We start from the raw sequence: 14,541 nt of genomic DNA on the forward strand, positions 1-14,541 counted from the left end.
TGCTGTCCATAATCATGAGCTGAGCAGGCACGTCCGCAGTGTGTCACAAGGGCCCGCGCCCGCGGACCGACGTCTCACGATACGAGCGCATCGTCCAGGAACTCGGTGACGTGTTCCAGGATGTCGCCCCGCCCCATGCCGGGCAGGCCGACGGCGACCTGGATGCTGAACCCGTCGAGCAGGGCCCTGACGCGGGCGGCGAACCGGTCGGCGTCCACCGCGCGGAACTCTCCGCGCGAGATCCCCTCGGCGAGCAGTGCGACCAGGTCCCGGTGCCAGGCTCCCTCGATGGCGGCCTGGCGCTCGCGTTCCCGCGGGCCGGCGTTCTGCGAGCGGTTCCAGACCTCCAGCCACAGGGTCCAGTGCGGGTCACGCGCGGCCTCGGGCACGTACAGGTCGACGTACGCCTGCACCCGCTCGCGCACCGGGCCGCGGCGGGACAGCAGGGCCCGTCGTTCGGCGCCGAGCGAGGCCTCGCTCCACTCCAGGGTCTGCAGCAGGAGCTCGTCCTTGCTGCCGAAGTAGTAGAGGAGATGGCCGCTGCTCATGCCCACCTGACGGCCGAGGCCGGCCATGGTGAGGCCTTCGAGGCCGCGCTCGGCGATCGTGGCCATGGCGGCGACGAGTACGTCCTCGCGCGGCGGCGCGTTCTTCCGCGCCGCCCGTACTCCACCCGCCACCATGGACCACTCCTCGAAACCGTTCGCCGCGGGTCAGACCTTCGGCTGTTGCTGGGTGATGCAGTGGATACCGCCACCCCCGGCGAAAATCGTACGTGCGTCAACCAGTGTCACGGTCCGCTCGGGGAACAGACCCCGGAAGATCTCCGCGGCTTCCTCGTCGCGCGGGTCGTCGAAGGCGCAGAGCACCACGCCGTCGTTGCAGAGGTAGTGGTTGATGTACGAGTAGTCGACCCACTCGCCGTCCTCCTCCAACACGGTCGGCGCCGGGATCTCCACGACCTCCAGCAGCCGGCCCCGCGCGTCGGTGGACGCGCGCAGGAGCGCGGCGATGGTCTTGCAGCGCTCGTGGTCGGGGTGGGCCGGGTCGGGCTGGCTGTGGACCATGACCACGCCGGGGCGGGCGAAGGCGGCGACGATGTCCACGTGGCCCTGGGTGCCGTAGGTGCCGTAGTCGCCGGCCAGGCCGTAGGGCAGCCAGATCGCCTTGGTCGTGCCGAGGTGGGCGTGGATCTCCTCCTCCACCTGTCGGCGGGTCCAGTCGGGGTTGCGCCCGGCGCCGAGCTGCACGGTGTCGGTGAGCAGTACGGTGCCCTCGCCGTCCACGTGGATGGCGCCGCCCTCGTTGACCAGGCGGGTGCTGTAGGTGCGGGTGCCGGCCAGGTCGGAGACGTGGCGGGCGATCTTCTCGTCGTGGCCCCAGCGGGCCCACTCCTGGGCGCCCCAGCCGTTGAAGGTCCAGTCGACGGCGGCGAGGCCGCCGGCGCCGTCGGTGACGAAGGTCGGGCCGATGTCCCGCATCCAGGCGTCGTCCAGCTCGCGCTCGACCAGCTCGACGTCGTCGCCGACGATCGCGCGGGCGCCCTGCGCGTCGCCCGGGGAGACGACGAGGGTCACCGGCTCGTACGCGCGCACGGCGCGGGCGACGGCTCCCCAGGCCTCGCGCGCCTCGGCGAGTTCCCTCTCGTCGGTGAAGGTCGGGTTGGGGCTGGGCCAGGCCATCCAGGTGCGCTCGTGCGGGGTCCACTCCGCGGGCATGCGGTACCCGTGGGCGGCGGGCTTGTCTGCGGCGTCAGTCATGGCGGGGTCCTTACTGGCTTACAGGAAGTACAGGCGGTTGAGGGAGACCGAATCGGCCGCTTCGGAGCGCAGGGGTTCTCCGTCGAGGGAGACGAGGCCGCTGCGCGCGTCCACATCGACCGCGCCCACCCGGGAGTTGAGCAGGAGGTCCCGGGGGCCGATGCCGCGGGTTGCGCGAACGGCCACCCGGCGGCGCCGGGTCGGCATCTCGTCGGAGCCGAGCGCGGCGGCCGCCGCCGACACGAAGGCGACGGAGATGTCGGCCGCGGTGGCTCCGTACGAGCCGAACTGCGGTCCGAGGACGAGCGGTTCGCAGGTGTCGGTGGCGGCGTTGGGGTCGCCGGTGACGCCGTACGCGGGGAAGCCGGACTTGAGGACGAGTTGCGGTTTGGCGCCGAAGAACTGGGGGCGCCACAGGACGATGTCGGCGAGTTTGCCGACCTCGATGGAGCCGATCTCGTGGGCCAGTCCGTGGGCGATGGCCGGGTTGATGGTCAGCTTGGCCATGTAGCGCAGGACGCGGGCGTTGTCGTCGCCCTCGCCGTCGCCGTCGAGCGGTCCCAGTTCGCCCTTCATCTTCGCGGCCATGGCGAAGGTGCGCCGGATGGTCTCGCCCGCGCGACCCATGCCCTGCGCGTCGGAGGAGGTGATGCCGATCGCGCCCAGGTCGTGCAGCACGTCCTCGGCGCCCATGGTGCCCGCGCGGATCCGGTCGCGGGCCATGGCCGCGTCGCCGGGGAGGTCGGGCTTGAGGTCGTGGACGGAGACGATCATGCCGTAGTGCTCGGCGACGGCGTCCCGGCCGAAGGGCAGGGTCGGGTTGGTGGAGGAGCCGATGACGTTCGGCACGCCGGCCATCTTGAGCACGTTGGGCACGTGTCCGCCGCCGCAGCCCTCGATGTGGAAGGCGTGGATGGTGCGGCCGTCCAGGACGCGCAGGGTGTCCTCGACGGAGAGGCACTCGTTGAGGCCGTCGCTGTGCAGGGCGACCTGGACGTCGTACTCCTCGGCGACCCGCAGGGCGGTGTCCAGGGCGCGGGTGTGGGCGCCCATGTCCTCGTGGACCTTGAAGCCACTGGCTCCGCCCTCGGCGAGGGCCTCGACCAGCGGGGCGGCGTCCGAGGAGGAGCCGCGGGCGAGGAAGCCGATGTTGACGGGCCAGGCGTCGAAGGCGTTGAAGGCATGCTTGAGCGCCCAGGGGGAGTTGACGCCCACGCCCCAGACCGGGCCGAACTCCTGGCCGATGATCGTGGTGACACCCGCGGCGAGCGAGGCCTCCATGATGCGCGGGGAGAGCAGGTGGACGTGGGTGTCCACGGCCCCGGCGGTGGCGATCATCCCCTCGCCGGACACGATCGAGGTGCCGGTGCCGACGACCACGTCGACCCCGTCGAGGGTGTCGGGGTTGCCGGCACGCCCGATGGCGTGGATGCGGCCCTCGCGGATGCCGATGGAGACCTTGCGGATGCCGAGGACGGCGTCGATGACCAGCACGTTGCTGATGACGACGTCGCAGGTGTCGCGGACGGCGGCGGCCTTGAGGTGCAGGCCGTCGCGGGCGGTCTTGCCGAAGCCGGCCAGGAACTCGTCGCCGGGCTTCTGGGCGTCGTGCTCGACGCGGACGGTCAGCCCGGAGTCGCCGAGGCGTACCCGGTCGCCGGCCCGGGGGCCGAAGACGGAGGCGTACTCGTGCGGGTCGATGTGGCGGCTGCCCGGCGCGCAGTGGTCGCTGTGCGGGGTCTGGCGGCTCATGCGGGGTCACCTTCCGGGTGGTCGTCACCGGTCTCGGGGGCGTCGGGCCCGGGTGCGGCGACCGGGGCGGCGCTCTCGCCGCCGGCGCCGAGGTAGCCGCAGGCGACGGCTCGGCGCAGGGCCTCGTCCTTGGCTCCGGGGGCGTCGAGGGGGCCGTCGACCAGCCCGGCGAAACCGACGGCGACGCGGGCGCCGCCGATGGGGACCAGGCCGACCTCGCCCTCGCCGTGCGGGTCGAACCGTACGGAGGAGCCGGCCGGCACGCACAGCCGCATGCCGTAGGCCTCGGCGCGGTCGAAGTCGAGGCGCGGGTTGGCCTCGAAGAAGTGGAAGTGCGAGGTCACGCTGATCGGCACGGCGGCGGTGTTGCGCACGCGCAGGTGGACCACGGGCTCCGGCTGGGGGGCGCCGGGGCCGGGCACGATCGCGCCGGGGGCGTCGTCGCCGAGCGGGACGGCGCCGCGGATGGGAGCCGAGACCACCGCGAGGCGGGAGCCGTCGTCGAAGACGGCCTCCACGTGCACCTCGGTGACCACGTCGGCGACGCCGGGCAGCACGTCGTCGGGGCCCAGTACGGTACGGGCCTCCTCGATGGCCTCCGCCAGCCGCCTGCCGTCGCGGGCGGCCTCGCAGACCGTGTCCGCGATCAGCGCCGTGGCCTCGGGGACGTTGAGGCGCAGGCCCCGGGCCCGTCGGGCCCTGGCCAGTTCAGCGGCGCCGCGGAGCAGCAGCCGGTCGCGCTCGGTTGGGGTCAGCCGCACGCCGATCCACCACCTTCGGGGTCGATGGGTTAGAGCATCACTCTAACTCTTCGTTTCCCGGCAGTGAAGCATTGACCGCAGAGCAGGGACTGCGCCACATTGAATGTCGCTCAAACCTTTGCGAACCACCCCCCGCCCTGCCAAGGGAGTTCCCCCATGCCCATCGAACAGCGCGGAGTCGACACCATCCCGGAGGAGGAGCGGACGAGTGGTCCCCGCGACCTGATCTCGATCCTCCTCGGCTCCAACCTCTGCCTCGGTGTGATCGTCTTCGGCTGGCTGCCCCCGTCCTTCGGCCTGGGGCTGTGGCCCTCGGTGACCGCGATCGTGACCGGCACCGTCGTCGGGATCGCCTTCACCGCCCCGCTGGCGCTGGTCTCCCTGCGCACCGGCACCAACCTGTCCACCTCCAGCGGGGCCCTGTTCGGCGTGCGCGGTCGGCTGGTCGGGTCCGTGGTGGGGCTGCTGCTCTCCCTCGGCTACACGGCGCTGACCCTGTGGATCGGCGGCGACGTGATGGTCGGCGCCCTGTCCCGGCTGAGCGGGCTGCCGGACACCGGGGTCTCGCGGGCCGTGATGTACGGCGTGCTGGCCGCCTGCACCGTCGTCGCGGCCGTGTTCGGCTACCGGCTCCTGTTGCGGATGAGCAAGATCCTGTCCGTCGCCATGCTGGTCCTGCTGGCCCTCGGCGTCTTCGCGTACGCCCCCGATTTCACCGCCGCCGCGCCGCCGGAGACCACCTACCTCCTCGGCTCCTTCTGGCCGACCTGGCTGCTCGCCGCCGTCGCCGCCGGCCTCAGCGGTCCCGTCGCCTTCATCACCCTGCTCGGCGACTACACCCGCTACATCTCCCCCGCCCGGCACGACTCCCGCACGGTGCTCCGGTCCACGGCGCTCGGCCTGCTGGTCGGCCTGCTGATCCCGCAGCTCTTCGGCACGTACACCGCCCTCGCCGCGCGGGCCGGCGCCGAGTACGCCGGGCCGCTGGTCGACGCCTCCCCGTTCTGGTACCTGGTCCCGCTGTTGGTGGCCGCCGCCGCGGGTTCCGTGGGCAACGCCGGGCTGATGCTCTACTCCATGGGCCTCGACCTGGACGCGATCGCGCCCCGGGCCACCCGTACGACCGCCACCCTGGTCGCGGCCGGCGTGGCCACCGCCTTCGTGTTCGTCGGCTCCTTCGAGTGGGACGTCCAGTCCGCGATGACCTCGTTCGTGCTGCTGCTCACCGCGCTCGGCACCCCGTGGGCGGTGATCACCCTGATCGGCCACGCGCGCTGTCGCGGCACGTACGACGCCGACGCCCTCCAGGTGTTCAACCGTCGCTCGGTGGGCGGGATCTACTGGTACCGGGGCGGTTGGAACCCGGCCGCCACCGCCTCGTGGGCGATCGGCGCGGGCGTCGGCCTGCTCGCCGTCACCACCCCCTTCTACGAGGGTCCGCTGTTGGCCCTGACGGGCGGGGTGGACTGTTCCTTCGTCCTGTCCGGCCTGGCCGGCGGCCTCGCCTACACGGCCCTCACCCGACGGAAGGCGGCCGTCCCCGCACCGGCCGCCCCCGACGCCGCCGAGGAGCCGGTCGCCGTGTAGCCCCGTACGACGAGAGGCCCGCACCCCGGATCGGGGGTGCGGGCCTCTCGCCGTGCTTCGTCGAGCGCGCGGTACCAGGCCGTCTCTTCCGGATCTTGCCTGACCCGCGCCGCCCGGCACCGCACCTCGCCACGTTGTCGAGGCACCCGAGTACGTCCAGTACTCGGGAGCCTCTCCGCCTTGCGATGCACGGCACCGGACAACGCGGGCTTGACCGGCAAGATCCGAAAGAGACGGCCTAGCCGAGCGGGTGCATCCAGCCGTGGCGGTCGGCGGTGTGGCCGGTCTGGAGGTCGAGGAGCGCCTTGCGGAGCTTCATGGTGACCTCGCCGGGCTCGCCGGTGCCCTGCGTCCAGTTCGCGCGCCCGGACTTGACCGAGCCGACGGGGGTGATGACGGCCGCGGTGCCGCAGGCGAACACCTCGGTGAGGGTGCCGTTCTCGTTGTCGCGCTTCCAGTCCTCGGTGGTGATGCGGCCCTCCTCGGCGGTGTAGCCGAGGTCGCGGGCGATCGTGAGGAGGGAGTCGCGGGTGATGCCGGGGAGGAGCGAACCGGTGAGCTCGGGGGTGACGATGCGGTCGCCGTACACGAAGTACAGGTTCATCCCGCCCATCTCCTCGATCCAGCGGTGCTCGACGGCGTCCAGCCAGACGACCTGGTCACAGCCGTGCGAGGCGGCCTCGGCCTGGGCGACGAGGGAGGCCGCGTAGTTGCCGCCGGTCTTCGCCGCGCCGGTGCCGCCCTTGACCGCGCGGACGTAGTCCTCGGAGAGCCAGACGGAGACGGGCTTGACGCCACCGGGGAAGTAGGCGCCGGCGGGCGAGGCGATGACCATGAAGAGGAACTCGTTGGCCGGACGGACGCCCAGACCGACCTCGGACGCGAACATGAACGGGCGCAGGTACAACGAGGCCTCGCCGGAGTCCGGAACCCAGGCGCGGTCCTGCTTGATGAGCGCGTCGCAGGCGGCGATGAACAGCTCCGAGGGCAACTCGGGCATGGCCATGCGGCGGGCCGAGGCCTGGAAGCGGTCCGCGTTGGCCTCGGGGCGGAAGGTGGCGACGGTGCCGTCGGGCTGCTTGTAGGCCTTGAGGCCCTCGAAGATGGTCTGCGCGTAGTGCAGGGTCATGTTCGCCGGGTCCATCGACAGCGGCGCGTACGGGACCAGCTCTGCGTCGTGCCAGCCGCGACCCTCGGTCCACTTGATCGTCACCATGTGGTCGGTGAAGTGGCGGCCGAAGCCGGGGCTGGCCAGGATCGCCTCGCGCTCCGCGTCGGACAGCGGGTTCGAGGAGGGCTTGAGCTCGATCGTGGGCGTCGTCATGAGTGCTTGTCCTTCACCGGTTTTGTAGGGCGGACCGCGCTCACGGCGTACTAGGACGTCCGAGCATCCCCGCATTCCGCGGCCTCGCGTTCGATTATCGCGCGCAGGGAGGCTTCGGTGAAACAGGGAGTTTGCGGCCCAGGGGAGATGGTGGCACCCGGGGCCGCACAGGAAAAGCCGCCGGGTGCGGTGTCGCGACCCGGCGGCTTCCTGAGACGGGGTTGCCGGGTCAGCCGGCTACTCGCGCGGCGAGGGCGTCGCCGATCGCGTCGGTGGAGCGGAAGGTGCCGTCGCGCTCGGCCAGGTCGGCGGAGACGGCGTCCTCGATGCGGGCGGCCTCGGTCTCGTGGCCGAGGTGGCGCAGCAGGAGGGCGACCGAGAGGATCGTCGCGGTCGGGTCCGCCTTGCCGGTGCCGGCGATGTCCGGGGCGGAGCCGTGAACGGGCTCGAACATGGACGGGAAGGCGCCGGTCGGGTTGATGTTCCCGGAGGCGGCCAGGCCGATTCCGCCGGTGACGGCGGCGGCCAGGTCGGTGAGGATGTCACCGAAGAGGTTGTCCGTGACGATGACGTCGAACCGCTCGGGCTGCGTGACGAAGAAGATCGTCGCGGCGTCGACGTGCAGGTAGTCGGTGGTGACCTCGGGGTACTCCTGGCCGACCTTGTCGAAGATGTTCTTCCACAGGTGACCCGCGTACACGAGGACGTTGTTCTTGTGGACCAGCGTCAGCTTCTTGCGGGGGCGGGCGTCGGCCCGCGCGTAGGCGTCCCGGACCACGCGCTCGACGCCGTACGCGGTGTTGAGGCTGACCTCGGTCGCCACCTCGGCGGGGGTGCCGGTGCGCAGCGAGCCGCCGTTGCCGGTGTAAGGGCCCTCGGTGCCCTCGCGGACCACGACGAAGTCGATCTCCGGGCGGCCGGCGAGCGGGGTGGCCGTGTTGGGGAAGAGCTTCGACGGGCGCAGGTTGACGAAGTGGTCGAAGGCGAAGCGAAGCTTCAGCAGCAGACCGCGTTCCAGGACGCCCGACGGGACCGAGGGGTCGCCGATGGCGCCCAGCAGGATCGCGTCGTGGTGCTTGAGCGCTTCGAGTTCCGCGTCCGGGAGGGTCTCACCGGTGCGGTGCCAGCGCCGGGCGCCGAGGTCGTACTCCTTGGTCTCCAGCTTCACATCCTGGGGCAGGACCGCGGTAAGGACCTTGAGGCCCTGAGCCACGACTTCCTGGCCGATGCCATCACCGGGGATCACTGCGAGATTGATGCTGGTCGACATGGGAAAACCGTACTCCCTGTCCCAGCCCTCAGACATATTGCGTCCACCATGTGGACGTGGATGAACGCAACATGTCCCGGGCCCGGGTGTGTTCGGACGGCCGCCCGCGCGGGGCGGCCGGTGTGCTCAGTGGCCGGTGTGCTCAGTGGCCGGTCGAGCCGCCGTTGTCGCGGCGGTCCAGGGCGCGCTGGAGGGCGGCGGCGGCGTTCTTGCGGTCGGCCTCGGCCTGGGAGGAGTGGCGGACGCGACGGACTGCGGGGGTGTGACGGGTCATGGTGATCGACTCCTTGAGATCACGGCGTGGCGGGGCCACGGATGAGGGGTTCCTTCAAGGCGCCGGAAGAGGCGGGGAGCGGTGCGCCGCAGGGGTTGCCTGCCGGGGGCGCGCGCTCTCGACCGCCATTCGCCGGATCGGCGATACGTTCGGCTCCTACAAAGCTAGGCCAGGTCCCGCTGTATGTCTCCGCAATTACTCGGACTTCCTACTATCTGAGACGCGGATCGCCCGGGAAGGCCCCTCGGACGGGCCGCCCCGAGGGTCCGTTTCAGCCCTTGTTCGCGCGGAGTTCCCTGATCAGGGCTCTGACGGCGAGGGTCGAGGCGGATTCCGCCGTCGTGACGTATCCCACGCGCCTCATGGGCCGTTCGGGGCCCAGATCGGTGATCTCGACGGCGTCCGTGGCCTCGCTCAACGACAGTTCGGGCAGGATCGCCATTCCCAGTCCCCTGCCGACCATCGTCAGCACCATCGCGTCGTCCTCCGCCTTGACGGTGGCCCGCGGGATCCAGTCCTGGGCCCGCCACCACGAGCGGGTGTACGAGCCGCAGTTCTCGTCCCAGTCCAGCAGGGGCAGCGACCGCGGGTCGGGGTGTCCGGCGGGGTGGACCAGCGCGTACGCCTCCCGCACGAGTTCACCGGTCAGCAGCTCGGGCCGGGTGTCGGCCCCCGCGCCCAGGGTGGCGATGCCGAGGTCGGCGCGCCCGGCCAGCACCTCCCCCGCCGTGCCCGCGCCGATCTCGCGCACCACCCGCACCTCGGGCCGGATGCCGGGGTGCAGGGCCGCCAGTCGCTCCAGCGCGGGCGGCAGCAGGTGCAGGGCCGCGCTGCGGAAGGCGGCGATGCGCAGCGTCCCCTCCACCGCGCCCCGGCCGGCGCCCCGGGCCTCCGCGCCCAGCACCTCGTACAGCCGCAGGATGCGCCGGGCGAGGGCGACGGCCCGCTCCCCCGCCGGGGTGGGCGTGGCTCCCGCGCGGCCTCGCTCGAACAGCACCGCGCCGACCTTGGTCTCGCTGCCGCGCACCGAGTGCGAGACGGCGGACTGACCGACCCCGAGGGCGGTGGCCGCGGCGGAGAAACCGCCGGTGTCGGCGACGGCGACCAGGACCCGCAGTTCCTGGGGGGCGAGTTCGGTCGGACCGGCGGCCATGGGTGCTCCCACCTCGTCGTATGAGCGCCATTCATGGATGTGCGCCTTCCATGAGCGCAACCCCCTGCCCGGGCCCGGGATTCCTTCCTAGCGTGATCGTCATGACCACCGACACGGCCTTCGCCGTCCATCAGATCGCCCGCCCCTCCGGCTTCCCCACGGCCGCCGCGTTCACCCTCGCGGAGGGTCCCGTCCCCGCCCCCGTCCCCGGCACCGCCCTGGTGGAGAACCTGCTGCTCTCGGTGGATCCGTACCACCGGGGCCTGATGGACGGCGGCGAGGGCGGCTTCGAGTTGAACGCCCCGTTGGAGGGTCGTGCGGTGGGCCGGGTGATCGCCTCGCGGGATCCCGGGCTGGCCGAGGGCGACCTGGTCTTCCACCGGGCGGGCTGGCGCACGCACGCCCTCGTCCGGCTCGGCGTGGACGGCACCCGTACGCTGCGCGGTCACGAGGGCGTCCCGCTGGAGGCGTACCTGGGCATCCTCGGCGGCACGGGACTGACCGCGTACGCCGCGCTCACCCGCACCGCGGCCCTGCGCGAGGGGGAGGACCTGTTCGTGTCCGCCGCGGCGGGCGGGGTCGGCACCGCGACCGGGCACATCGCCCGGCTGCTCGGCGCCCGCCGGATCGTGGGCAGCGCGGGCTCGCCCGCCAAGGTGCGCCGGCTCACCGAGGTGCTGGGTTTCGACGCGGCCTTCGACCACCACGACGGCCCGGTCGGCGAGCAGTTGGCGAAGGCGGCCCCGGACGGGATCGACGTGTACGTGGACAACGTGGGCGGCGACCATCTGGAGGGCGCGATCGGCGCGCTGCGCGAGTACGGGCGGATCGCGTGGGTCGGGGCGATCTCGATGTACAACGGCGACCGGTCGCCCGCCGCTCCCCGCAATCTCTTCGAGGTCGTACACAAGTCGCTGCGCCTGGAAGGGGTATTGGTTCGCAATCACACCAATTTGCAGGAGGAGTTGGAGGACTTCCTGGTCCCGCATCTGCGCAGCGGTCGGGTGAGCACCGACACCACCGTTGTGCAGGGGATCGACCGGACGGTGGACGCCTTCCTGGGGATGCTGCGCGGGGACAATCTGGGCAAGATGTTGGTCCGGTTGGGTGCTTGATTCCGGCCACCCGGAAGTTCACCGAACTCTTACCGCACGGATGTAGACCTTTGGCGCGGGTCCGGCCACCCTTGCGCTCAATGTGCCGACGGGGCACGTGGGTTGGAGGCGAGCAGTCAGTGACACCGATCAGCCGCAGGGGTTTCGTGGGAATCGGCGCCGGACTGATGGCGGGCGCCGGCCTGCCCGCGGTCACCCCGACCTCGGCGGCCGCGGCCAACGCGACGGGCACGATCACCGACGTCCGGCACGTGGTGATCCTCATGCAGGAGAACCGCAGCTTCGACCACTACTTCGGCAGGCTGAAGGGCGTCCGCGGCTTCGGCGACCGCGCCGCCGGCAACCTCCCGGGCGGCTGGGGCATGTTCAACCAGCCGAACTGGGGCGGTCGCCAGTACCCGTGGAAACTCAGCGCCACCCCGCCGGCGGGCGGGGTGGACGGCGCGACCCTCGCCCAGTGCACCGGCGACCTCCCGCACAGTTGGACCTCGCAGCACGCGGCCTGGAACAAGGGCCGGATGGACAACTTCGTCATCGGTGTCGGCAACACCCGCACCCTCGGCCACCTCGACCGGGGCGACATCCCCTTCCACTACGGGCTCGCCGACCACTACACGATCTGCGACGCGTACTTCTGCTCCGCCCTCAGCGCCACCGGCCCCAACCGCACGTTCCTGTGGAGCGGCAAGGTCGACGCGAGCAGCAAGGACGGCGGCGACGAGTCCGGGCTGACCTGGGAGACGTACGCGGAGGCGCTCCAGCGGGCCGGGATGAGCTGGAAGGTCTACCAGAACGCCCAGGACAACTACGGGGACAACGGCCTGGCCTACTTCAGGAAGTTCACCGACGCGGCCCCCGGCGACCCGCTGTGGGACCGCGGCATGGGCTCCGTCCCCAGGGTCACCGGCTCCACCCCGGACGACATCGCGGCCGCGATCCGCGCCGACGTCGTCGCCGGCACCCTCCCTCAGGTGTCCTGGGTCGTGGCGAGCGAGGCCTTCTCCGAGCACCCGTACGCGCCGCCCGGTGACGGCGCGCACTTCGTGGACCTGGTCTACCGGGCGCTGGCCGCGAACCCGGAGGTCTTCGACTCCACCGTCCTCTTCCTCAACTACGACGAGAACGACGGGTTCTTCGACCACGTGCCGCCGCCCGTCGCTCCGCCCGGCACGCCCGACGAGTACCTCGACGGCCTCCCGATCGGACTGGGCTTCCGCGTCCCGATGCTCGTGATGTCCCCGTGGACCCGTGGTGGCTGGGTCAGCTCCGAGGTCTTCGACCACACCTCGGTCCTGCGGTTCATGGAGACCTGGACGACGGCCCTCGGCACCCCCGCGACCTGTCCGAACATCAGCGCCTGGCGCCGCAGGGTGGTCGGCGACCTGACCGGCGTCTTCGACTTCGCGCACCCCGTCCACGGCGTTCCCGCCGGCCTGCCCTCGACCGCGAAGGTCATCGGCCAGGCCACCTGCGCCCCGCTGCCCAACCCCGCCCCGCAGAACAACGCGCTCCCGGCGCAGGAGCCCGGCACCCGCCCGGCGCGGGCCCTGCCGTACCAGGTGAACGGCAACCTGGACCGCTTCGAGTTCGGGGCCGCCGGGAAGATCCTGGCCTGGTTCTCGATGTCCAACCAGGGCGCGCACGCGAAGCGGCCCGCGCACTTCTCGATCCACCCGCACCAGCACCGGGACACGACGCCCTGGCAGTACACGGTGGACCCGGGCACCACCTCCACGGACTGGTTCAGCGTCGGCCTCGGCAGCGGCTCCGGCAAGTACGACATCTCGATGCACGGGCCGAACCGCTTCCTGCGCCGTTTCATCGGCGACGCGTCCAAGGCGGGCGCGGCGATCGAGGTCGCGGCGCGCTTCGCGGTGGAGCCGGGCACGGGCAGGACCGCCGTGTACTTCAAGATGACCAACACCTCCGCGGCGGCGGTCACCTTCACGATCCGTTCCGACGCGTACCGCACGGACGGCCCGTGGACGTACAAGGTCCCGGCGAGGTCCTCGCGCGAGGACTTCTTCAACGCCGTCGCCTACAACGGCGGTTGGTACGACTTCACGATCCTGGCCGACTCCGACGGCACCTGGTCGCGCCGCTACACGGGCCACGTCGAGTACGGGGCGCCGAGCGTCTCGGGCTGAGCGGCCCGCGCCCACACCGACGCCGACACCGACGCCGACATCCCTAGAGCACGTCCCCGTCGCGCCAGTCGAAGTCGAGCCGCCCGGTGGGGTCCGACAAGACCCCACCGGGCGGTGTCCAGAGGTACGTGGAGCCCTCCTCCTCCGCGAGTCGTTCCGGCCCGGCCGGGCCGAGCACCCCGATCCGTCCGCCCCAGACCCGCCAGCCGCGCCCCGCGTACAGGGCGGCGCCGTCCTCGGAGGCGGACAGCGCGCCCAGCTCGTAGGCCCGCCCGATCACACCCTCCAGTTCGGCCATGACCCGTCCGGCGAGACCGCGCCGGCGCCGGTCGGAGCGTACGGCCACCGCCTCGACGTACCCGGTCCGCAGGGCCCGACCGGCGTGCACGACCCGGCGTTGCACCACGCTGCCGTGTGCGATCAGCACGCCGTCCTCCCGCACCAGGGCGTGCATGCCGCCGAGCGCGTGCTCGAAGTCCTCGTCGGCGAAGTCCCCGTCGAACGCGTCGTCCAGCAGGGCGCGGATCTCGCCGAACTCCGCCGTGCCCAGCTCGCAGGTGTGCCGCAGCAGGATGTCGCCGCTCGTGTTCGCCGTCATCCGGCGACGGTACCAACGCCCCGGAGCCGGCCGGCGAGCCTTTCCAGCGTGCCCGTGTCGAGGCCGGCGTCGAGCAGGTAGGCCCGTGCGTCCAGCCGTTCGGCGGTCTGCCGGGCCAGAGCGTGGACGGTCGTGCCGAGCCCGGCGACGTACGTCTCGATCTCCGCACCGTCGTACGGTCGGCCCTGCGCGGCGTACCCGGCCTTCACCCGGGACTCGCTCAGCCCGTGGTCGGTGGCGATCTCCCGCGGGCTCGCCCCGGCGAGCCGGAGCAGGACGAGGGCGATGATCCCGGTGCGGTCCCGGCCCAGACCGCAGTGGAAGGCGACCCCGCCGGGCGGGGCGTCGGCGATCACGCGCGCCACGGCGGCGACGCGGTCGGGGAAACGCTCCAGGAAAGGCTGGAAATACGCGGGGGTGCCGAATCCCGGGGTTCCCCACCACACGTCCCAGAAGTCCCGGTGCTCCAGCCCGTCCAGGGGTATCCGCACCGTGCTCAGGAGGTCCGGGCGGGGCGCGCGGTCCACCTCCACCTCGTCGTCATTGCGCAGGTCGACGACGGTCCGCACGCCGTGTGCGACCAGGGTGGTCCAGCCCCGCTCGGTGAGCCGGTCGAGCCGGTCCGCGCGCACGACCGCTCCCGGCGCGACCTGCCCCACGCCCCCCAGGTCACGCGCGTTGAAACACCCGTCCCACTCGAGAAATCGTCCGGCCCGTGCCATGTTCATAGCTCCCCTGTCAGTACACATCGGACAGATGCTGATGACGCGACCCTGGCGGCCGGCGGTTCCGCGCGTGAA

The 14,541-nt window shown here is 71.9% G+C and carries 13 protein-coding genes; 3 read left to right on the plus strand and 10 right to left on the minus strand.

Features of this window, described 5'->3' with window-relative positions; genetic code table 11:
• Positions 1-74: 74 nt before the first annotated feature.
• From ACFYW3_RS20960 to ureA, 4 genes are read right to left on the minus strand one after another with little or no spacing between them, the layout of a single operon-like run.
• Positions 75-683 carry a TetR/AcrR family transcriptional regulator gene (locus ACFYW3_RS20960; protein WP_351750491.1) on the minus strand — a complete coding sequence of 203 codons (609 nt, stop codon included), beginning with the start codon at positions 681-683 and terminating at the stop codon, positions 75-77.
• A gap of 30 nt (positions 684-713) precedes the next feature.
• The gene (locus tag ACFYW3_RS20965; RefSeq protein WP_389386963.1) at positions 714-1,760 is read right to left on the minus strand and encodes an agmatine/peptidylarginine deiminase; all 1,047 of its coding nucleotides are present in this window, start codon (positions 1,758-1,760) and stop codon (positions 714-716) included.
• Between the two features lie 18 nt (positions 1,761-1,778).
• A complete protein-coding gene (locus tag ACFYW3_RS20970) occupies positions 1,779-3,512 on the minus strand; it encodes an urease subunit alpha (protein WP_351750494.1) in 1,734 nt (577 codons plus the stop codon).
• Positions 3,509-4,273 carry an urease subunit gamma gene (gene ureA / locus ACFYW3_RS20975; RefSeq protein ID WP_351750496.1) on the minus strand — a complete coding sequence of 255 codons (765 nt, stop codon included), beginning with the start codon at positions 4,271-4,273 and terminating at the stop codon, positions 3,509-3,511. Before ureA ends, ACFYW3_RS20970 begins: the two co-directional genes overlap by 4 nt.
• A gap of 156 nt (positions 4,274-4,429) precedes the next feature.
• On the opposite strand from ureA, the gene ACFYW3_RS20980 reads away from it, so the two are divergent.
• Complete coding sequence (locus ACFYW3_RS20980) at positions 4,430-5,860, plus strand: cytosine permease (RefSeq protein ID WP_389386964.1); 1,431 nt, start codon at positions 4,430-4,432, stop codon at positions 5,858-5,860.
• 238 nt (positions 5,861-6,098) lie between these two features.
• On the opposite strand, the gene ACFYW3_RS20985 is transcribed toward ACFYW3_RS20980, so the two are convergent.
• The 4 genes from ACFYW3_RS20985 to ACFYW3_RS21000 form a co-directional block, all read right to left on the minus strand.
• Positions 6,099-7,184 (minus strand): branched-chain amino acid aminotransferase, encoded by a 1,086-nt coding sequence (locus ACFYW3_RS20985; RefSeq protein ID WP_351384706.1) that lies wholly within the window; start codon positions 7,182-7,184, stop codon positions 6,099-6,101.
• A gap of 229 nt (positions 7,185-7,413) precedes the next feature.
• Positions 7,414-8,454, minus strand: coding sequence for a 3-isopropylmalate dehydrogenase (locus ACFYW3_RS20990; RefSeq protein ID WP_351750500.1), 1,041 nt, complete (start codon positions 8,452-8,454; stop codon positions 7,414-7,416).
• Positions 8,455-8,596: 142 nt separating this feature from the next.
• Positions 8,597-8,728 carry a hypothetical protein gene (locus ACFYW3_RS20995; RefSeq protein ID WP_266950054.1) on the minus strand — a complete coding sequence of 44 codons (132 nt, stop codon included), beginning with the start codon at positions 8,726-8,728 and terminating at the stop codon, positions 8,597-8,599.
• A gap of 271 nt (positions 8,729-8,999) precedes the next feature.
• A complete protein-coding gene (locus ACFYW3_RS21000) occupies positions 9,000-9,881 on the minus strand; it encodes a LysR family transcriptional regulator (RefSeq protein ID WP_389386965.1) in 882 nt (293 codons plus the stop codon).
• A 101-nt stretch (positions 9,882-9,982) separates the two neighbouring features.
• Between ACFYW3_RS21000 and ACFYW3_RS21005 the strand changes: the two genes are divergently transcribed.
• The gene (locus tag ACFYW3_RS21005; protein ID WP_389386966.1) at positions 9,983-10,996 is read left to right on the plus strand and encodes an NADP-dependent oxidoreductase; all 1,014 of its coding nucleotides are present in this window, start codon (positions 9,983-9,985) and stop codon (positions 10,994-10,996) included.
• Between the two features lie 119 nt (positions 10,997-11,115).
• Positions 11,116-13,143, plus strand: coding sequence for a phosphocholine-specific phospholipase C (locus ACFYW3_RS21010; protein WP_351750505.1), 2,028 nt, complete (start codon positions 11,116-11,118; stop codon positions 13,141-13,143).
• Between the two features lie 43 nt (positions 13,144-13,186).
• Here ACFYW3_RS21010 and ACFYW3_RS21015 read toward each other — a convergent pair whose 3' ends face one another.
• Together ACFYW3_RS21015 and ACFYW3_RS21020 are read right to left on the minus strand one after the other, a co-directional pair.
• A complete protein-coding gene (locus tag ACFYW3_RS21015) occupies positions 13,187-13,741 on the minus strand; it encodes a GNAT family N-acetyltransferase (RefSeq protein ID WP_351750507.1) in 555 nt (184 codons plus the stop codon).
• Positions 13,738-14,490, minus strand: coding sequence for a tyrosine-protein phosphatase (locus tag ACFYW3_RS21020; protein WP_351750508.1), 753 nt, complete (start codon positions 14,488-14,490; stop codon positions 13,738-13,740). Before ACFYW3_RS21020 ends, ACFYW3_RS21015 begins: the two co-directional genes overlap by 4 nt.
• Positions 14,491-14,541 lie beyond the last annotated feature (51 nt).

Origin of the sequence: Streptomyces sp. NPDC002602, from assembly GCF_042889445.1 — a bacterium.
Lineage (GTDB): Bacteria > Actinomycetota > Actinomycetes > Streptomycetales > Streptomycetaceae > Streptomyces.